At 59.1% G+C, this 19,506-nt stretch carries 17 protein-coding genes and 3 pseudogenes; 11 read left to right on the forward strand and 9 right to left on the reverse strand.

Annotated elements, in window-relative coordinates:
- Nucleotides 1-262: 262 nt before the first annotated feature.
- The 3 genes from LPA37_RS11390 to LPA37_RS11400 are packed head-to-tail and all read right to left on the reverse strand — an operon-like array spanning nucleotide 263 to nucleotide 3,103.
- Nucleotides 263-982: a hypothetical protein gene (locus tag LPA37_RS11390; RefSeq protein ID WP_229012585.1), complete on the reverse strand. Its 720-nt coding sequence runs from the start codon at nucleotides 980-982 to the stop codon at nucleotides 263-265.
- 4 nt (nucleotides 983-986) lie between these two features.
- Nucleotides 987-2,102, reverse strand: a complete 1,116-nt coding sequence (locus LPA37_RS11395; RefSeq protein WP_229012586.1) for a hypothetical protein — start codon at nucleotides 2,100-2,102, stop codon at nucleotides 987-989.
- On the reverse strand, nucleotides 2,099-3,103 hold the full coding sequence (locus LPA37_RS11400; protein WP_229012587.1) for a hypothetical protein: 1,005 nt from the start codon (nucleotides 3,101-3,103) through the stop codon (nucleotides 2,099-2,101). Before LPA37_RS11400 ends, LPA37_RS11395 begins: the two co-directional genes overlap by 4 nt.
- A gap of 840 nt (nucleotides 3,104-3,943) precedes the next feature.
- Between LPA37_RS11400 and LPA37_RS11405 the strand changes: the two genes are divergently transcribed.
- The 5 genes from LPA37_RS11405 to LPA37_RS11425 all read left to right on the forward strand — a co-directional run bounded on the left by LPA37_RS11405 (nucleotide 3,944) and on the right by LPA37_RS11425 (nucleotide 8,388).
- Nucleotides 3,944-4,912, forward strand: coding sequence for a DUF932 domain-containing protein (locus LPA37_RS11405; RefSeq protein WP_229012588.1), 969 nt, complete (start codon nucleotides 3,944-3,946; stop codon nucleotides 4,910-4,912).
- 71 nt (nucleotides 4,913-4,983) lie between these two features.
- The gene (locus LPA37_RS11410) at nucleotides 4,984-5,979 is read left to right on the forward strand and encodes a YqaJ viral recombinase family nuclease (protein WP_229012589.1); all 996 of its coding nucleotides are present in this window, start codon (nucleotides 4,984-4,986) and stop codon (nucleotides 5,977-5,979) included.
- A 64-nt stretch (nucleotides 5,980-6,043) separates the two neighbouring features.
- On the forward strand, nucleotides 6,044-6,961 hold the full coding sequence (locus LPA37_RS11415; RefSeq protein ID WP_229012590.1) for a recombination directionality factor: 918 nt from the start codon (nucleotides 6,044-6,046) through the stop codon (nucleotides 6,959-6,961).
- Nucleotides 6,958-7,908: a hypothetical protein gene (locus LPA37_RS11420; protein ID WP_229012591.1), complete on the forward strand. Its 951-nt coding sequence runs from the start codon at nucleotides 6,958-6,960 to the stop codon at nucleotides 7,906-7,908. The genes LPA37_RS11415 and LPA37_RS11420 overlap by 4 nt, the downstream gene beginning before the upstream one ends.
- A 96-nt stretch (nucleotides 7,909-8,004) precedes the next feature.
- A complete protein-coding gene (locus LPA37_RS11425) occupies nucleotides 8,005-8,388 on the forward strand; it encodes a hypothetical protein (protein ID WP_229012592.1) in 384 nt (127 codons plus the stop codon).
- Between the two features lie 295 nt (nucleotides 8,389-8,683).
- Here LPA37_RS11425 and LPA37_RS11435 read toward each other — a convergent pair whose 3' ends face one another.
- Nucleotides 8,684-9,031: a helix-turn-helix domain-containing protein gene (locus tag LPA37_RS11435; protein ID WP_229012593.1), complete on the reverse strand. Its 348-nt coding sequence runs from the start codon at nucleotides 9,029-9,031 to the stop codon at nucleotides 8,684-8,686.
- 143 nt (nucleotides 9,032-9,174) lie between these two features.
- Here LPA37_RS11435 and LPA37_RS11440 point away from each other — a divergent pair, with 143 nt between their 5' ends.
- Entirely contained in the window at nucleotides 9,175-10,500 is a 1,326-nt protein-coding gene (locus LPA37_RS11440; protein ID WP_229012594.1) for a hypothetical protein, read from the forward strand.
- 115 nt (nucleotides 10,501-10,615) lie between these two features.
- On the forward strand, nucleotides 10,616-11,494 hold the full coding sequence (locus tag LPA37_RS11445; RefSeq protein WP_229012595.1) for a hypothetical protein: 879 nt from the start codon (nucleotides 10,616-10,618) through the stop codon (nucleotides 11,492-11,494).
- Nucleotides 11,495-11,859: 365 nt separating this feature from the next.
- On the opposite strand, the gene LPA37_RS11450 is transcribed toward LPA37_RS11445, so the two are convergent.
- The 5 genes from LPA37_RS11450 to LPA37_RS11470 all read right to left on the reverse strand — a co-directional run bounded on the left by LPA37_RS11450 (nucleotide 11,860) and on the right by LPA37_RS11470 (nucleotide 16,302).
- A complete protein-coding gene (locus tag LPA37_RS11450) occupies nucleotides 11,860-12,672 on the reverse strand; it encodes an oxidoreductase (protein WP_229012596.1) in 813 nt (270 codons plus the stop codon).
- A 71-nt stretch (nucleotides 12,673-12,743) separates the two neighbouring features.
- Nucleotides 12,744-13,631: an alpha/beta fold hydrolase gene (locus tag LPA37_RS11455; RefSeq protein WP_229012597.1), complete on the reverse strand. Its 888-nt coding sequence runs from the start codon at nucleotides 13,629-13,631 to the stop codon at nucleotides 12,744-12,746.
- A 56-nt stretch (nucleotides 13,632-13,687) separates the two neighbouring features.
- On the reverse strand, nucleotides 13,688-14,152 hold the full coding sequence (locus LPA37_RS11460; RefSeq protein WP_229012598.1) for a TIGR01244 family sulfur transferase: 465 nt from the start codon (nucleotides 14,150-14,152) through the stop codon (nucleotides 13,688-13,690).
- A gap of 132 nt (nucleotides 14,153-14,284) precedes the next feature.
- A complete protein-coding gene (locus tag LPA37_RS11465) occupies nucleotides 14,285-15,175 on the reverse strand; it encodes an MBL fold metallo-hydrolase (RefSeq protein ID WP_229012600.1) in 891 nt (296 codons plus the stop codon).
- Nucleotides 15,176-15,360: 185 nt separating this feature from the next.
- On the reverse strand, nucleotides 15,361-16,302 hold the full coding sequence (locus LPA37_RS11470; RefSeq protein WP_229012599.1) for a helix-turn-helix transcriptional regulator: 942 nt from the start codon (nucleotides 16,300-16,302) through the stop codon (nucleotides 15,361-15,363).
- A 722-nt stretch (nucleotides 16,303-17,024) separates the two neighbouring features.
- On the opposite strand from LPA37_RS11470, the pseudogene LPA37_RS27970 reads away from it, so the two are divergent.
- The 4 genes and pseudogenes from LPA37_RS27970 to LPA37_RS11480 all read left to right on the forward strand — a co-directional run.
- Nucleotides 17,025-17,196 (forward strand): annotated as a pseudogene (locus tag LPA37_RS27970) (IS6 family transposase); the annotation flags it as partial.
- A pseudogene (locus tag LPA37_RS27895) lies at nucleotides 17,189-17,356 on the forward strand (HNH endonuclease); the annotation flags it as partial. The pseudogenes LPA37_RS27970 and LPA37_RS27895, both read left to right, overlap by 8 nt.
- A gap of 758 nt (nucleotides 17,357-18,114) precedes the next feature.
- Entirely contained in the window at nucleotides 18,115-18,270 is a 156-nt protein-coding gene (locus tag LPA37_RS11475; protein WP_176954120.1) for a hypothetical protein, read from the forward strand.
- A 491-nt stretch (nucleotides 18,271-18,761) separates the two neighbouring features.
- Nucleotides 18,762-19,388: pseudogene (locus tag LPA37_RS11480) on the forward strand (tyrosine-type recombinase/integrase).
- Nucleotides 19,389-19,506: the final 118 nt, after the last annotated feature.

Below are 19,506 nucleotides of genomic sequence, written 5' to 3' on the forward strand. Positions count from 1 at the left end.
AATGCCTCGCAGTCTGTCATGCAACATCTGCTTATCCCGACACTACAGCGAGGCCAAATACAATACGGCGCCCCCATCGAGCTCCAATATGGCTGACGCGCCCGGTCACCGCGGCTACTGAGCAGCAGTGTCAGCCGGAGAAATTCCGCTCATACCCTTCCATTTTCTGCCCCCCGCTGCGACAGACAGCTTCGACCTATACCTCGATAACGACAGGGAAGGGGAAAGCTCCTCGACGCAGCGAGCCGGCGAGGAAGAGTGATTAGGCATCACTGCCGTCGTGACCCGCCTTCTGAGAACGGTCAGTCATCTCCTCTATCGCGTTCTCGAACAAATGAAGGAACTGTGGCGCCAGTCGGTCTGTCACCTTCACAAGGCCACTTTTGCTAAAAGACAATTGACCTCGAATCATCTGCGCCATAACCTCGTACACGGCCGTATCGACCACATAGGCCTTGCCTGTTGTATCCCAGACCGACTGAAGGTCTATCCCCTCCTTCGAAGCCAGCTCAACACGTCCGACTACATGTCGATCAAACACGACATTAATAAGCTTCAGACCTACGAGGCGAATTTGATCGAACTCTGAAAAAAACGGCGGTGGCTCTGCGTCGCTGAACAAAATTGGCTGAATTGAGAAGCCGTAGCCGGCGACCCGCCCTAACTCGTTCATCAGCATCCGAACGGACTTGCCAGGATTATCGACACGCAAAAACGTAGCGTTTCCGCGTGTGAAAAATTTGAGATCGACAAAGCTTACGGTGGAGACGGCTTGTGTCATAGGATTGCCGTCGTCGTCGAACGCAATCGCCGAGACCGTTGACCGCCATGCGAAGCGAACGCGGACGCCAGGTTCATCTGACGAGCGCGCTCGGAATCCGCACTCGGATTCGGAAGTTAGGGGCGACGCCAAAAGAGCCGCCACTAAACTGGGCAAACTGATCGGCAGCGACAGCTTGTACCATTTGAATCGCAGAGTCATAATCTCAAGCCTTCGGAGTTGTCGACTTTGCCCAGATTTCGTCAGCGTACTTCTTCGATGCCTTTTCAATCAGAGAGGAGAGCCGCGCCACCTCGTCCGGACGCGGACTACGACGCTTCCGAGTCACGAGCCCGTCCTCGCAAGGGTATACGCCGCGTACCAGATATGAAAATCCAGTGCAGTCTCTCGGATTATCGAAATGCGCGTCGAGTTCAAAGACATGCCCCTCGCCCATCGCTTCCCTTACCATCCAGACAGTCCGGATAGTATAAAAATCGGCCGACTTGCTAATAATGTCGCGAAGCTCGTCTGACTGTTCTACCCCCTTACCCCGAAGCGCGATCCGTTCGATTCGACTGTCCCCACTGCCGTCACTCACGGCCGTATCGTCGTCGGAGATTTCGTCGTCAGTCACTTGCTCGTCCGGCGTGCTCCGATAGACATATAGCTCGGTCACGTCGTACTTTCCCATTCCCTCAAGGCCGTGAATCAGCTTGTAGAAGAATTCACTGCGAAGGCTTGGGACAACAACGTCATAGAGAGACACGACCCGACGCTCAAGCGTCAGTGAATTTCGCTTCTCGACAGAGGCAAGGAAAGCCTCTCGCACATTGTTTACATAGTCGTTCTGGGAGTTGCGAACAATATAGCTGCCCCCTTCCTTAAGAAACTGAACGACCCCGTCCCGATGCTGCACCTGCTTGAATTCCGTCTTTGCGTAGTCGACGACTGAATACTGAACCACGACCGTGACGTCATCACCGTTTTTTGTTACTTGCACAACATCGCCATCGCGCTCCAGTTCGGCCTTAACAGCAGCAATCGCCGACTCGATCTGATCGACCTTCAGTGGCGTTGCAATCTCTAGAGCGGTCACTTTTTCCCGCCGCGATGCTACGCCAAGGCGGCCAGCGATACGCTCGTGATCCTGAAAGTCATGCACAAGGCGGCTGAAATACCTCGCAAGTTCTGACTTATCAGTGTGTTTCGATACAAGGACGTTTCGATCCGCAAAAAGCTGTCGGACTGTCGGCAGATCGACGCGATACTGACTAAGCGCATCAAAAACGTTCTTATCGGTAGCGTAATAGATCGAAGGGCCATGCGCGGGCTTTTTCATTTGCCGTCTCCTTCTCGCCACCCCAGTTTTGCGGGTGAGTAGTTGTCGGTCACTGCGACGATATGTTCGAGCTTGATTGCGTCGAGGACGGCGGCCCTGGCAGGATCGAAACCCCACGCTTTGCTATATCGATTCTTCGCAACCAGAAAATTGCTCTGGATTTCATCGTCCGGCATTTTGTGGCAAACACGCACGCGAACGTGTGACTCGATATCCAGCAGTTGTAAGCGTGATAGGCTATCCAGAAAATACTCGAACTCCATCACGCTTGTTCCTGGGCGGTTGTAATACACGACATAGCCCGCCCGCACTTTGTCCGTCCCGCTATGCTTTATGACAGCATATGGGGCGGTCAGTGTCTCCACCGTGGCCGCCTGTCCCCAGACATCGCCTTGCCGCCGCCAGAGAACCAGGTCAGGGTAGTAGAACGTGTAGTCCTCGGACAGGTCTTTGCGTTGAAGCAGCTTGCTGAGATCGTTGGCGACCGAATAGAGGCGATTGATATCCTGCGGACCGAGGACGTGCAGATACGTGTTTTTGGCAATAGGAAGAGCTGAGAGGTCTATCTTCCTCAACGTATCTGTGAATTCATGCTTGAAATCGTGATCGTGGTTGTGGACAAAGAGCAAACCCCGCACGTCACACTGTTCCGATGGGTCCATCACATGCCGCTTTCGCCACTCCTCCGAAACGCTTGCACATTCGACGGACAACGCCAGTGATTTGAGCGCAGTTCGTAGACTCGTCGGCGTGATCGACGACTGGCCGTAGCTTTTCAGATCGGTATTGAGATAGATTTTTCGACCGAGATAGGGATCATCGTAATAGAAAACGACGTCAGTCGGATGCGTTAGCTTTTTCCCTCCGCCTGCGGTCTTGTGCTCATCGTTTGTGCACGTGAAATTTTTGTTTGTCGCAGGATGAATATTCCACCGAAAATATTCAAAAATATCTTCCGATATCTTGGTGGCAACTTCCCCAATGTTTTGCGTTTCGGCCATGAGAATGATGCGTATTAGTTATTGGTCTACCACTTACGCGACAAGTATAACGCCCCGAGTTTGCCAAGATGGCACGTTGCAATGTTTCGAAGCTACTGATTGCAGTCATGCATCCAGACTTCATGCCGTGCGCAGGCCGAAGCTCCCTGGTGAAACATGCTGACGGAACCCAACGCAGCCTCCCCATTTTGAAAGCGTGGGCGCTGCACGTCCATTCCAGCTGACGCCGATTCGGCAGATAAAGAGACATAACATCCACAGGCGAGGCAGCTTGTAGACGTCCGCACGACACCCGGATCGGAGAAAATCTCACGCATATATCACCTCATTGAGCATCCATTCGGAATGCCTTGGCAACGCTGCTTGCCCTGAATCTTCATGAGGCTGATATATGGCACATTCGCATACTTGTCCCCGCTGCGGTTCGCAACACATTACCACTCACGATACCGCTCGCAAGGTTGGAGGAGCCATCGGAACCGCAGCCGGGGCTTTCGGGAGCGCGGCCGCTGCACTGGGTGGTGCAGAAGCCGGTGCAACCCTCGGTCTGATTGCCGGCCCCGTCGGCTCCATCTTTGGTGGATTGGCCGGGGGCCTCTTGGGCGCCCTATTCGGTGGAGCTGCGGGCTGTGCCGCCGGGGGCGCTCTCGGCGGACAGATTGACGACACTCTCCTTGACAATTTTGAATGTCTGGCGTGCGGCCATTCCTTCGGCCAGCAGCACGTGGCCTGACGCCTGACGGCTCCTTCGCTTTTCCAATTTCCCTGCGCAATGCCTACAGCCCTTCGGGGCTGTAGGCATTTCTGCTTTCTGTTTCTTGTTCCTATCAGGAGTATTTCATGCATTTGGTGCAATCCATGGCGTATGTCAACGAAACCCCGTGGCACGGACTGGGCAACCGGCTCGCCCCGAAACAGCCTATCGAAGTCTGGGCGAAGCAGGCTGGCATGAACTGGTCTATCGAGGAAACCGAGGTGCGATTCGTCTCCGGTAGCTCCGGCTCCAGCCTCGGCTCGATTCATGCGTTTCCCGAACAGAAGGTGTTGTACCGCTCGGATACCAAGGCTCCGCTGTCCGTCGTCTCGTCCCGCTATCAGGTTGTGCAGCCCCAATCCATTCTCGAGTTCTACCGCGAGCTGGTCGACGTGGGAGGCTACGAACTGGAGACTGCTGGCGTGCTGAAAGACGGCAAGAAGCTGTGGGCACTCGCGAAGACCGGGCAAAGCGCCATGCTCAAGGGCCGCGATGAAGTCCTCGGCTATCTGCTGCTCGCGACCGCATGTGACGGCAGCCTCTCTACGACAGCCCAGTTCACCTCCGTGCGGGTCGTATGTAACAACACGCTCGCTATCGCATTGGGTGACAGCACGGGCGCGGTGAAAGTCCCCCATCGCAGCCAGTTCGATGCTCAGGCCGTCAAATGCCAGCTCGGCATCGCCATCTCGTCATGGGACGGCTTCATGGCACGGATGAAAGCCCTGTCCGAATGCAAGGTCAACGGCACCGCTGCCGAAGCTTTCTATCGGCGCGTGCTGACCTACACGTCTACGGAAAGCGGCGCATCCGTTCCTGCCACCAACGACCGGGCCATTAAAGCGGTACAGGAACTGTTCGCAGGGCGTGGCAAAGGGGCCGACATGGCCTCTGCAACCGGCACGGCATTTGGTCTACTAAACAGCGTAACCGAATTTGTCGATCATCATCGCCGCGCGCGTAGTGACGACAACCGTCAGGACGCCGCTTGGTTTGGTACAGGCGCCACCATTAAGCAGAAAGCATTCGAAGAGGCCATGAAACTCGTCTCCTGAATCCATGTCGTTTTCCCCATACATGCCCGGCCGGGTCTCCCCGCCGGGCATTTTCATTGATGGAGGTGAATATGTCGTTACCTGAACCTCTGCCGCATCACAGCAATCGGCCTGCGTTGCGGCTCGTCGAGACGAAGGACATGCGGCGCGAGGACTGGCTTCAGGTGAGGAAATCCGGGATCGGCGCGTCGGATGCCGCTGCTGCGGTTGGCCTGAGTCCGTATCAGAGTCAACTGGAACTGTGGCTAACGAAAACCGATCGTGACACGACTCTGCCGAAACCCGATCCGGACGATACGACTGAGCCTGTCTTCTGGGGAACAATTCTAGAGCCCATCGTCGCTGCATCCTACACAAAGCAGACTGGCAACCGGGTCAGGCGGGTCAACGCTGTGCTTCGGCATCCGACTATACCGTGGATGCTCGCTAATCTGGACCGTGAGGTAGTCGGCGTGCCTGGCGTGCAGTTGCTCGAATGCAAGACAGCCGGCGAGTTCGGTGCGCGCCTCTGGCGAGACGGCGTTCCCGAATACGTGCAGTTGCAGGTGATGCATCAGTTGGCCGTGACTGGCAAGCAGGCAGTCGATGTGGCCGTGTTGCTCTGCGGCCAGAAGCTGGACGTGCATCGCATCGAGCGCGACGACGCGCTTATCGCGCGGTTGGTTGAACTGGAAGCGGCGTTCTGGCGGTACGTCGAAACCGATACGCCACCGCCAGCGGACGGCTCGGAATCGGCAGATCGCGCACTACGCTGTCTGTACCCCGGCACTGGTGGTACGGTCGATTTCACCGATGATCGCCGACTGTCGTCGGCCTTCGCCGATCTGGTCGCCGTGCGGACCGAGATCGAAGCGCGTCAGGCTGTCGAAGCCAAGCTGAAACAAACCATCGCGCAAGCCATGCGAGAGGCCGACCGCGCGCAGTTCGAGACGGGGTCGGTGTCGTTCAAGCGCAGCAAGGACGGCACGGGCGTCGATCTCAAACAACTGCTTGCCGATCATCCGCACCTTGCCACGCAGTACGCGATCACGAAGCCGGGCACGCGCCGGTTCCTCGTGTCGGTCTGATTTCCGTTCCCGCCGTTCCCCCTTCCGTTTCACATCCCACTGTTTACGTATACAGGAGAGTTCCATGCTCAAAGGCTTGGCTATTACGCCCCCAACCGTAGGAAGGATCTCGATAGGCCGCGTCGTCGAGAAAAATGGCAAGCGCCTCCCCGAGAAGGACGACGCGTTTACGATCACGACTCAAGTGCAACAGCGCGGGGAGTGGCTGTTGCATCCGCTCAACGAAGAACTACGCAAGGCTACGACCGGCAAACTGCGCGCGATCCCCGTGCGCTTTCTGTTCAACGATCCCGACCTGAACCTGCGTGCTGAGTATTCGTGCTTCGACCGTGAGACTGGCCGGCCGGTGTGCGTCGGCAATGGCGAAACTTGCCGCCGTGCTACGGATGCCGGTATCGAGGAACTGTCGTGTCCGTCACCGGATGGCTGCACCTTTGGCCAGAACGGCGCCTGCAAACCCTACGGCCGGTTGAATGTGCTGATCGGCGACGAGGACGAGATGGGGAGCTTCCTGTTTAGGACGACCTCGTATAACTCAATCCGTACCTTGGCCGCACGTCTGCATTACTTCGCGGCAGTCTCGGGGGGACTGCTGGCCTGCCTGCCGCTCGAACTGAAGCTGCGCGGCAAGTCCACGACGCAGAGCTATCGCTCGGCCATCTACTACGTCGATCTCGGCGTGCGCGCAGGCAGCACGCTCGAAGCCACGATCATCGAAGCACGCGAGCTGGATGCGCGACGCAAATCGGCAGGATTCGATCAGGCTGCGCTCGATGCCGCAGCACGCGCCGGATTTGCGAATGGCGCGTTCGAGGACAGTATCGAGGAAAGCGCTGCGGTCGCCGAAGAATTTTATCCGGCGGAGTCTAGTGCCGGCGGTAGTCACGGTGACGGTCACGACGATACCCACGCAACGACCAATCGCAGCCTGAAAGACCGGCTGGATCAGCGTGCTGCGCTGCTCGGCGGGAAAGCGGCATGACGCGTCGCGTGGCACTCATTCTGGCTGTCGTGGCAACTGGCACCGCCATCTGTATGTCAGTGCTGGCCGGCTGGCAGCGCGGTGGGTGGTTGCTGGAACGGCTCGTGTGGGTCGCGGTCGGTGTCGTGCTGGTTGCTGGCGCACACGTACTGCCGGCACTGTGCCGATCCGCGCCGCTCGCGGTGCGCGGCATCGGCACGCTGCTCTGGCTAAGCTGTATGGCTACGGCATCGTATTCGCACGCGACGTTCTTCCTGCTGTCGCAGTCGCACGCTGGCGACGTTCGGGTATCGGCATTGCCGGACGCCAATACTCCCGTACATCGCAGTCTCACCGCCGTCATGGCAGATCGTGCATTAGTCACAGCGCAACTGGCCCAAGCCAATGCCCGTCGCTGCACCGGTGACTGCCCGATACTGAGCGGGCGTCGCGCCGGATTGTCGGCTCAACTTGATGCGCTGAATACGGAAGCCAGTGAAGTCCGACGAGATCAAACTGTCGAGGATCGCACTGAAACCCGCATCGGTGCGGCCCGTGCCGATCCAGTCACGGCGCGGCTCGCGGCGATATTCGACGTGGCTGCAACGAAGCTCGATCTGCTTGCCGGGCTGACCTTCGCGGCCATTCTCGAAGGCATGGCCTGCCTGCTCTGGTGGCTCGCATCACTGCCACGCGCGGCTCACGTAACTGCCAGTCGTCACGAGACTGTCGATCCAATTGCATCAGAACGACCAGAACCGGCTTTGGCGGTCACGCTCGCCGTTTCGCCTGAGTCACCGCCCGCTGCCCCCGCTACGATGGAACCGGAAACCGATCTCACGAAGCTCGTCCGCGACATTCAGGGGGGCATCCTGAAACCCACCGTTTCCGGCATCCGCCGCCATCTGCGGTGCTCGCAAGCCAGAGCCGCTGCGCTGCGCCGCCAACTCGTTCACCTCACGCCGTAATCCGGGCGCGTCCTGCGTCCGGTTTCCCATTCATCTTGCGATCACGATATCCGGCTCTGCCGGAGGCCCGTGCTCGTCCCGTTTCTGGAGACATTCATGAACAATATCACCCGTCTCAAACCGCTGTTTCGTCCGGGCCGGCTATTGATCACGCCCGAAGCGCAGGCAAAGCTGCAAACCAGCCAGATTCCCGTTATCAGCGTCATGCTGCGGCATATCGCTGGCGACTGGGGCTGCGTGTCCGACGAAGACCGGCGTGAAAACGACCTGTCGATCAAAGCAGGCCTGCGCCTGATCTCGCTCTATCCGTTGCCGGACGGCGCACGTATCCTCGTCATCACCGAATGGAATCGCTCGCAAACCACCATCGAATTGCTGGAAGAGGTAGTACCGGGCGGCATTTCCCGCCCGCAGCCGACTGCCCGTTGCTGCTATCCAGCGTGGCCCGCCGTGACCTACCGAGCGAGGATCGCAGCATGAGCGGACAGACGCACAATCGCCCCCGGTTTCCGATGTGTAGGACTGTCATCACACCCGCTGCACAGTCCATGCTGGAACAGGTCGGGCTTTCGCCGGTCGCCTTGCTGGATCGGCATCTGCGTGGAGACTGGGGGAGCTTGAGGCTGACGACATCGTCGAAAACGAACTGGCGTTGCTGACCGGCAAACGCCTGCTGTCGAGCTACGTGATACCGGGCGGCAGCAAGGTCTGGATCATCACCGAAGCCGACCGTTCGATCACGACGATCCTGCCGCCAGACGACTACTGACCGGCATCAACGCTTCGCGAGTCGTCCAGCCAACCGCTCAACGATCTCGACCACCATCGTCCGGTCGTTTCCACCGAGCTTCGCCAGAAGCTGGGCGACGTACTTCGCCTGATCGCTGGTGCGGCTGCTGGCTGCCGTCAGCAGATCGGCCGCGTTGCACTCAAACAGATCGGCGAGATCCACCAGTCGCGCCACGGTAGGCATCACGATCCCCCGTTCCATGCGAGAAACCGCCTCATTGCCGATTCCCAGCGCTTCGGCCACCTGTTCCTGCGTAAAGCCGCTTGCCACGCGATGTTTCGCGATCGCCCGGCCAACTACCACGGCGAGCTGTTCCTGATCGGCTTGAGCCATGAACCCTCCATTCAACCTGAATGGTTGGGCTACACCCCAGAAAACTTAAGGACCTTAAAAGTTGAAATTAAACTTTTAAAGATGAATGCCGATATCTTTCCTGACAACCTCCCTTCATCAGCCACCTGAAAAGGAACCACGCAGTGAATAAAAACAAGATCAACAAGAGAATCACCGGATTCGCGCTTGGCGCATCCATGTGCGCGGCGCTTGCCGCATGCGGCGGAGGCGGAAGTTCGCCGTCCGCAGGTAGCGGATCCGCTTCGGTCAACACGACGGGTACGGCGGCAATTGGTTCGCCGATCATCGGCGGCTCGGTCGAATTGAAATGTGCGTCGGGTACGACTACCTCGACCACAACCGGTACGGACGGCAGCTGGAACGTCTCGCTCAAGAGTACGGACTACCCGTGCGTTGCCCGAGTGTCGGGCGGACAGGTCAATGGCTCCGCGCTGGCTTCCGTGCTGCATTCGGTCGCCGCAGCTTCGGGCACGACCAACATCACGCCGCTGACCGACATTATGGTTGGCGTGCTCGGCCAGCAGGACCCGGATGCTTGGTTCAACGGAGTGAAGAACGGCGACCTGGCCGGCACCATCACGACCGACAACCTGAATGCTGCGCTGATCAAACTGACGGCAGCACTGGCGACCCTGCCGGGCAAGCCGGCGCTGCCCGCCGGGTTCAACCCGGTCAATTCGGCCTTCAAGGCTGAAAAGGGCGACGCAGGCGATAACCTGCTCGAAACCTACGGTGCGGCGCTGACGGCTTCCGGCCTGTCGCAGTCGGATGCGGCCACGAAGACGGCTAGTGGCGCGGCGCTGACGCAGACCGCCTATGCCGCGACGGCATTCACCACTCCAGGCATCACGGCAATCCAGATAGGCTCGTCCGTGAATCTGGACGGCACGTTCGCGATCGCCATCGCCGACCCGAATCGCGGCCAGTACACGGCCAAGGCCAAGATCGATGCGGACGGCAACGTCACCTCATTCACGGATGCCGGGAAATTTACGGCCGTTTTGAGCTTGCTCGGCAACCGTGTCGGACAGCTCTGCACGTCCAACGGTGTCGGTAGCATCGTCGCTGCTCAACCGGGGCAGTACGTTTACGTGTCCAGCGACCTGACGGAAGTGACCGATCCGAGCGAACTGAACGGCAAGACCTTCGACGAGTATGAGGACTGCACAAAATCAGGCACGACGACATTCATGAGCGGCAACTCCACGTTCACCGGCATTGGTGGTGGCACGGATGCGCCGGTCAGCGTTGCCCAGGCGCTCAGTGCCGATGGTATTCCCGATACGGCGAACCATTCGGTCGAGCGTGCCAAGGTTTACAAATACACCGATCCAGCATCGGGCACGACGAAGTACGCCTATATCACCGTGAACAGTACGACCGGAACCGACGATCCGCTCACGTTCGACACCGACACCAAATTCGTGACCATCGGACTCTCACAGTAAGCCTTTGGCCGTTCGTGCCTTGGCAATCCAAGGGGGTACTACGGCGCATCTTCCCTGCGCAGCGGCTGCTTGTTCGAGCCTGCTGCGCTTTTCTCTATTTGGCGAGCGCAATTCCATGAGCCGTGGCTCGCCAATCTCCATTACTTTCTCGCTGATGATGAACATGAAATTCACCACGCTTGCCGCAGCGGCGCTCCTGAGTACAGCACTGACCGGCTGCGGCCATTCCGAAATCGATACGGTCAAGGCTGCAACCGTTCCGCAAGATTCGACCCACACCTACGAGACAGCCCTCTCGAACCGCGCCTCGTGCGAGAAGGATAGCTGGCGCACATTCAAGGACGACACGAACCGGGTGATCGTAGAGTACCGTTGTGAACTGAAGAACGGCTCGGCACTTCTTGCCGCATTCCGTCAGCAGAAGATCATCGACACGCAGCACGACTACCAGGGCTATTACCAAGGCCTCGACCAGACCGCCGGGAGCATCCAGAGTCCCGAAAAGCTGGAGAAACAACTCGCCGATGCCAAGAGTCAGCTCGCGCAGTCGCAGGCCAATGGCGCGCCGTCGGGTGCGGATATGCCGAAAGACCCGGAAGCGCTGAAACAGGGCATCGTCAACCGCGCAAGCGCGATGGAAGCGGCCCAGTCCGCCGTCGAGCGGGCGCAGCGGGAGCTGGATGATGCCCGGAGCAACCAGACCGGCGTGCAGCAGGAGCGCGCCCGTTTCGAGTTGCAGGAGAAGGATGCGCTCGCGCAGATCGACAAGACATACGGGAATGTCACGCAAGCGAGTGAGATATTCCAGTGGTTCGTTCGAGATACCGAGGTTGTGCCAACCTGGTCCGGTGTCGAGCTGACCAAGCAGGACGGCAGCACCGTGCGCCAGGACAGAGGGTGGCAGCAGACCATGTGGGATTTGCTTAATCACCGGGGCGACGATCACGTTCATGCGGTGCTCAACGTCCCGGACAATATCGTGCCCGGCCAGTAGCCATCGGCATCAGTACAGGCCGCCAATACGAGCCTGGCAACAGGATGAATCTGGCTAAGTCAGAACAACATGCCGCGCCAGTATGGGCGGCATTTTTTTTTGCCGCCCAAGCGTGTCATCGATCCGTCACCGGCCATGAACGGTCACTCGACATCCCCGCCTAGATCGTTAGCAATTGCCATGCTGGCATGCCGTTAGTCAGCCGCTCTCAGGAGACGATCGGCGAGTAGAGCTGAGAAAGGCGGCGCGAGATGGCTGTGAGACTGAACTTGCGACCGCCTCCCATTCGTTGAGTTGGCGGGTGCGCTCCGGTGGCTCCGAGCCGCCTTCGCTGGAAGGCGGCTACATGGAGCGCTAGGATTTACTCAAGCCTGAAGTCCAAACGCCCGCCTCAAACTTTTGTCGACCTGCCCGAACGGCGCAAAGCGACGCAAGAGGCTGAGTACCCTCGCCCGGCCATCCGCAGGTTGTCTCAGCCGGTACGTGCCGCGAACTATCGAAAGGATTTTTCTTGCGACCTCGTCGGGTGGCGGCGCGTCGCTGATTTGCTGCCGCACGGCGTTGACGCTGTGGGCGCAAGCGGCAGCGTATTCTTCAATTACGACCTGGGTCTGCGTCGCGTTCGTGTCTAGATTCGTTCGACTAAAGCTGGGCTCAACGAGCACGACTCGCACGCCGAACACCCGCACCTCATGATCGAGCGACTCCGAAAGACCTTCCAGTGCGTGCTTGCTGCTCGCGTATAGCCCCATGTACGGAGCAGGCAGGAAGCCGAGTACCGAACTGATGTTAAGGACGAGGCCACTGCGATTGCTGCGCATGGAGGGCAAGACGGCCCTCATGACGCGCAGCACACCGAATACGTTTACATCGAACAGTGCTTTCGCCTCGGCGTCGCTGGTGGCTTCGACAGGGCCAACCAGCGAAACGCCAGCGTTGTTAATCACAATGTCGATTCGCCCGGCTTTCTCAATCACCTTGCTCACGGCCAAAACGACGGATGCATCGTCTCGCACGTCCATTCCGACGTACTCGACGCCAGGCACCGTCGCAGCGGCTTCGGGTCTGCGAACGCCGCCGAAGACGCGGTAGCCAGCGCCCGCCAGCGTTCGTGCGGTCGCGTCGCCGATGCCAGAGGACGCCCCTGTGATCAACACCACTGAATCTTCAGTCTTCATATTCTCTCCAGTAGGTCTCAGGGCGCCCCAAAACCTCTGCCGGTCGCCCGCAGCGAACGGCGAAAATCGGTTCAGCGCACGCCGAGCATGATTTGCGCAACTTCATCGGCGGCGTCGATCTGCGGCCAGTGCCCCGCATCCAGCACGTGGAGTGAGACGTTCTTCCCCTGCGACTGAATGTGTTGCGCGACGCTCAGGTGAAGGTAAGGGTCGGCATTACCCCAGATGAGATGAACCGGAACCTCGGAGCGCCTGAAATCGACGATCCGAGCCGTGTTCGCCGCCACCTCTTCATGCAACTGGGACGTCATCTGCGCGAACGCCATGGCTGCGCTCGGCTGTTGACGAAAGTTGTTGTCAATGACAGGGCCGAGGAACTCAAAATAGCTCACTTTCTGTTCGTCGGTCAGGCCGTGCTGAAGCAGGTTGCGCTGGAAATCAATGAGCCACGCAAACTGCTGTGGGCTTTGCAGAAAGTGCATCGCCAATTTCCGCAATTCCCTGTTCGAAAAAAGCTCGATCAGTTCAGGCACCCGCAGGCCTGGTGCATCGCCGTAGAAGGCATTCATCACCACGGTCGCGCTCGTACGGTCGGGGTGCTTCAGTGAGAAGTTGATGGCTGCGGGTCCACCGGCGTCGTGGCCGACGGGAATTATCTGCTCGAGCTTGAGCACCTCGACGACCGCTTCGAGATCTGCCAGTTGTTGTGGGAAACTATATTGCGCTCCGACCGGCTTATCGGACCCGCCGAAGCCGAGGAAGTCGACGGCGACCACTCGTCGGCCCGCCGAAGCGAGGCGAGGTATGAGCAGGTCGTAGATGTGCGAGTCGTCAGGAAAGCCGTGCAGCACGACGAAGGCTGGACCAGTGCCGGCGAAGTCGCGGACGTAGACATGACCGCTGTCACGCTTGACGCGATGCTCGGCGAATTGCGGCAAGGGGGGGATGGTAGGTGCCATTTCGAACTTCTCCTTTCTAGTCAGGGTTGGGCAACAATGAATTGCGCGGCGCGGCGCTATCCGTGTTTGCCAGCATCTTGTTCGCCGCTTGCCTGATCGCTTCTGTAAAGCGCTTCAAGTCGGGGCCGTAGCCCGCTCAGGTCGTAGCCTACGGCGGTGATCCGTTGCAGGAGTTCGTCCGGCTCCATCGACGCACCGACCGATAGCGCCCACAGCGTGGCGGCCCGCACACCGGTGCGGCAATACGCGATCACGGGGCCGTCCAACGTCTCCAGCGCGGACGAGAACTTCGCGGCGTCCTCAATCGTGGCTTTTCCGGGCAGAACGGGAATCGCGGCGAAACCGAGCCCGGCCGCGCGGGCGGCCTCCCGCATTTCGGCAACGGTGGGCTGCCCCGGTTCCTCGGCGTCGGGACGGTTGACGATGACGGAGAGAAAACCCCGCGCCTTTGCCTCGCCGATATCGGCAATGCTCAGTTGCGGACTGATCGAGAGGTTCGGCGCAAGCTTTTTGGGGTTCATCAGGATCCTCCTGGAGGTTCGTGCATGGGAGCAACTGGGTGGGGCGAGAGACGCTCCGCGTATTCGCTTTGAGTTATTGGATCGGGCGCTTTCGCGATCTGACGCCAACGGCTGCTGCGCGCGCCCAACCGATCAGATCGTATCGAGCGGAATCCTGAGATAGCGCCGGCCGTTGCTTTCCACGCGCGGCAGTGCACCGCCGCGCATGTTCACCTGGATGGCCGGAAGGATCAGTCTCGGTACGGCCAATGTTGCATCGCGCGCGTGACGTGCGGCGACGAACTCGCTTTCTGTCACACCTTCGCGAGCATGCACATTCGCCATACGTTCTGCGCCAATGGTCGTTTCCCAGGCATAGGTATCCCGTCCCGGAGCCTTGTAGTCGTGACAAAGAAACAGCCGCGCTTCGTCGGGTAAGCTGAGCAGCCGCCGAATCGAGCGATAGAGCTGGCCTGCATCGCCGCCCGGAAAATCTGCTCGTGCGGTTCCGTAGTCCGGCATGAAAAGCGTGTCTCCGCAAAATACTGCGTCGCCGATCACATACGCCACGTCCGCCGGCGTGTGGCCTGGAACGTCAAGCACGATGCACTCAAGCGCCCCGATCGTGAACGATTCGCCGTCGTCAAACAGGTGATCGAATTGCGATCCGTCTCGCTTGAACTCGGGCTCGGCATTGAAAATGTCGCCAAAAATCTGCTGGACGGCCGTGATGGCTCGCCCGATGGCGATCTTGCCGCCCACCTGCGCCTGCAGAAAAGGCGCAGCGGTGAGATGGTCCGCGTGAGCGTGGGTCTCAAGCAGCCATTCTATCGATAGACCCTCCGACTCGACGTAGGCGACGATTGTTTGCGCTGAGCCTGTCGACGTCCGGCCTGCAGGCGCATCGAAGTCCAGCACGGAGTCGATAATGGCCGCTGTTAGTGTGACGGGATCGTGCACGACATAGCTTGCTGTGCATGTGCCCTCGTCGAAGAACGAACGTACGATCGGTGTGTTGCGTTTGCCGGCACGCGTCCCGACAATGCTGGCCGACGCGGTTTCAAGCGGCTGATCCAAGATTTTTCTCCCCGGCTCGATGTGATTGCAGCGTACCTGCGTGAGGCGGCCTGGTCTTGGATAAAGCGACGGCGCGATGGACAAAACGCGGATGGGCGCGTGGCGTCACGGGCTGGCAAGCCTTTGGGGTAGGCAACGCGTCAACGCATGCGTCAGCGGGCGCGGTTGTATAGCCGCCAATCCTTCGGCCTGCAACCCACGAGGCGGACAAACACCCGAGAAAAATGGCTCTGATCAAAAAAGCCACAGTCGGCTGCAATGGCGGCAAGGCTCGCGTCCGTGCCGCGCAGTTGCGATTTCGCGCGATCGATCCTGCGCCTCAGTAACCATTGATGCGGCGAGATCCCGGCTGTCTGTTTGAAGGCTTCGGCGAAGTAGCTCGCGGAAAGATCGCATTGGCTTGCGAGATCGAGAATGGACGGGTTGCCATTCAGGTTCGCCTCGAAGAAATCGATAATGCGCTGCATCTGCCAGGGAGCCAGCTTGGGCCGCTGAACAGGTCCTGAAGCGACGCTTGCGCAATATCGGGCTACCACGTGCTCGCAAAACGCGATGGCAAGGGCATCGACCAGTAACGCATTTACCTCGCCGGGCCGCTCCAGAATGGGCACTAACGTCTGCGAAAAGTGAAACAGCACGGCGTCCCATTCACCGAAGCCCTGCTGCACCAGCCCGTGGATGCGCCGCCGACCTTTCTGATACACGAATTCGTCGATCGTGCGCTGCGAGATGTAGAGTCGAATGTTGTCGAACGGCTTGTCGAGCCGGCGTGTGGGACCATCGCGCAAGTCCAGCAGACAAGACCAGCCAGGCTTGCCAGCGTCTGCTGAACGGGCGGTCGGCTTGCCGGAGTAACGAATATCCGGATCAGGGTTAGCAATGAGCGGTACCTGAAAGATGAACGCTTCTTCCGGTTTTGGCGCGAGTGAGCGACCTGGCTGAGGGCGGTCGTTGGTCAACCTCGAAAATATGACGGGAGGCGCCAGCGTCGCCACGCCGGCCCGCAGCGTCGGTACATCACGTAGGAAAAAGCTCTTCGCAAGGGTTGCCTCAAAAGAAAGCAGTCCGTGGTCAGCTGGACTCGTCTCATTCATATCCATTTCCCGTGATACCGGAGCGTCGGTGTTGGTACTGCTGTTTTCACCGACATTCCGCCGTAGTCTCTCGGCAAGTTTGAATGACAGGAGAGTAGCTTAGCTTAGTTCGATTTATTTTCTGTACCAGCACCAGCTTCGGATCCCACATTCCGGCGCCGGCAATTGCTGCTGCGATCGCGGATGACCGTTTTGGAGCAATCCGAGCGGCGGCAATGGGGCGACTGCCGCCGACCGCGTCAGGCAGAGGTCGGCCATCAAGAGACAGCCACCATGCAGCTTCGAACGACGCAGGCGCCGCCGAGTCCAGTCATTCGATGGAGATGCGCTACTGTGCTCCGGCCTCCTGCCCTGAGCTACTGCAAACATAACCGCGATACGCCGAAAGTTTAAAAGCTCGTCGTCCTATCAACTCTGCCAGCCCGAGGGCGACCATGCGAGGGGGGCGAATTGAGACGTTGCTAGCTCTGGCGCATGCAAAGCTGCTCTGCGAGCACGGAGCCGACACAGGGAGGGGTGCCGGGCGGTAACGGTTTCGTTGCCACCGACACTTGAGCAGGCGCGGACCTCAAGAAGGTCCCGTACTTCGCTTACAGGCTCGCGTTGCCGTCGGCGCCGGCCGTAGAGCACATTAAATGTGTCTATATGCACGGCTCCGATCGCAACCCCACAAGGCCGCGCTGGTGACAAAATCATTCAGTTCTACGGGTCGAAACGATGGTGAACGGAGTCTCTCGCTCACGCACACGAAGATCCTGCATGGTGCGGCGCTTTGCGCCGGAGTTTGTCAAACGGTGGAATCGCTTTCGGGCGGTGGTTCGGGCGAGCCGCCAGACAATAAACTTCATGCTCAGCGCCAGGTGCGACGTAACGGCGCCGCAAGGACATGATCGAACTGTGGGAAGGCCAGTGCGCAGTGACCGGCGCTTACACCTTGAGAGCGCTGGTCGCGAGTCATGCCAAGCCATGGACGGACAGCACCGATGTAGAGAAACTGGACACGAGCAATGGCTTGCTACTCGCGGGCACTTTGGACAAGGTCTACGACGGCTACCTTATGTCTGTCCATCCCGAGACTGGCGAGCTGCTCTTCTCCGATGCGATCGACGAGGCAGAACGTGCCCGTCTGGCGGGGGGACCATACGCGCCTGCGCAAGACACCCACGGCAGAACAGGCTGTCTACCTGGGGGCGCACTACCAGCGCTTCCTTGCGAAGAAGGCGGAACGCTCCTCCAAGCTGCGCAATTAGCCTGGAGGTCTTGCGGGTTCCCGCCGGGAGCCTTACGTGGCGGGCTGGTGGTCGTCCGATTTCGCGTGCCGCCTGAACCAGCGGCAAAGTCTCACCACTGGCCTTCAATGGCGTTTGTGCGTGCCCGTATAAAGCACCGACGCAAACGCGATCGAAGCGACTAGCAGAATCACGGCTAGCACAATGTAATGGTCCATGGAATCTCCTACGCGCCATTGGTGGCGTGCGTATCCCATGTTAAGCCTATTTTTAACACATTGCCGATGGTGGTCTAAAGCACAGTGCCGCACTGCTCGTTACGGCCTACATGGACCTTTCAATCACGAAACGCTGCTCAAAAATTAAGCACCCACTGGCGACCGGGTGTCGCACTGCACACACGGGTAAAACCTTTATAGTGGCTGGGTTTGGGTCGCCCCTCTTTTTGCAGTGCGGTTCAGATCGCCAGGCACGATCGGACCCCGTGTGCGGCCTTGCCGGTTGTCGACAGTCATGGCGCCGAAGTGATTCGGCCCCCTGTCAGCTTCGCCAGTTTCTGCCTACACCTCGAAAGGAAGTCCCTGTGAAATACATTCCCCGCATCGCCGCATCTACTGCCCTCGTCGTCGTCGCTTTCGCTGCTGTCACGTTCGCCCAGATCAAGTTCGCTCCGGATTCCGCCGACAACAACCCGGTCGCCCGGATCGTCCTCAACGTCGAGTCGCAACTGAACGGCTGATCCTCGCCGTCAAAGACAGGCGTCGTCGTCCTCGGCGCTCTCGCGCCGGTCGCCACCCGTCCCGCGGCACCACGCGCACTGCTGGCAGGGAGTGCCAAACTCATGTTTGAGCGTTTCCAATCCCTCGTCGCACGCCGGATTGCTGCACGGAAAGAACGTCTGCATTTCTCCCCCCCTGAGCGTGCACCAAAGGCGCCAGCGCACACAATTGAAAAGCCCGTCGCCGTCCACATGGGATGCTTCGCGCGATCGACCGAATCAATTCGGAGGCCGTAGCGCTGAGCGCATTACGAATGACTATGCAACGAAGACGGCCTATCGCAGTCACGTCATAGTCATCGTCAACACGACTGTCCCGTATCGAACGGCTGGCAGAATTCCCAGCAAGAGCGGACACAATCTTGCCGACGGCGGATGGCGGCAATGGGTCGGGCAGCGACCACCGGCAGCCGGTGCAGACTAACGTTCCCTTCATTCGAAAGGAGAACGTCATGGAAACGACCGCGATCAATGCACCGGGGCGTGTCCCGTGGAACAAGGGCAAGTTCACAGGACAGAAGCCGCCGTTGAAACTGAAGGAGATCTGAGCCATCCGGATTCGCCTGCAACTTTCAGCGCGGACACGTGATCTCGCGATTTTCAACCTGGCCATCGACAGCAAGTTGAGAGCATGCGATCTGACCAAGCTACGAGCGCGTGATATTTGCCACGGCCAACATGTCATATCCCGGGCAACGGTCATGCAGCAGAAAACGCAGCGTCCGGTCCAGTTCGAGCTTACCGAGCAGACCCGGGATAGCGCGGAAGCGTGGATCAGGACCGCCGGACTGTCGCAGTCGGACTTTTTGTTCCCGAGCCGGATTCACGGGTCGCCGCACCTTTCAACGCGTCAGTACGCTCGACTCGTGCATCGTTGGATCGCATCGATTGGCCTCGACGACACGGCGTACGGAACCCATACCATGCGTCGGACAAAGGCATCGCTCATCTACCGGCGCACAAGGAACCTGAGGGCGGTCCAGTTGTTACTTGGCCATTCCAAGCTTGAAAGCACAGTCCGATATCTCGGCATTGAGGTCGACGATGCACTTGAGATGGCCGAACAGACTGAAGTCTGAACCAGGCATGCCGGACGGCGGTCGGTCGCTGTCCGGCCATGAGCCGTCCGTCGCGTATGGCCGCTTTGGGCGGACGTAGCTTCTATGTGCCGATTGCAACACCGAAGCTCATATGCTC

It is taken from the genome of Paraburkholderia gardini, from assembly GCF_907164545.1.
In the GTDB taxonomy this organism is placed as follows: domain Bacteria; phylum Pseudomonadota; class Gammaproteobacteria; order Burkholderiales; family Burkholderiaceae; genus Paraburkholderia; species Paraburkholderia gardini.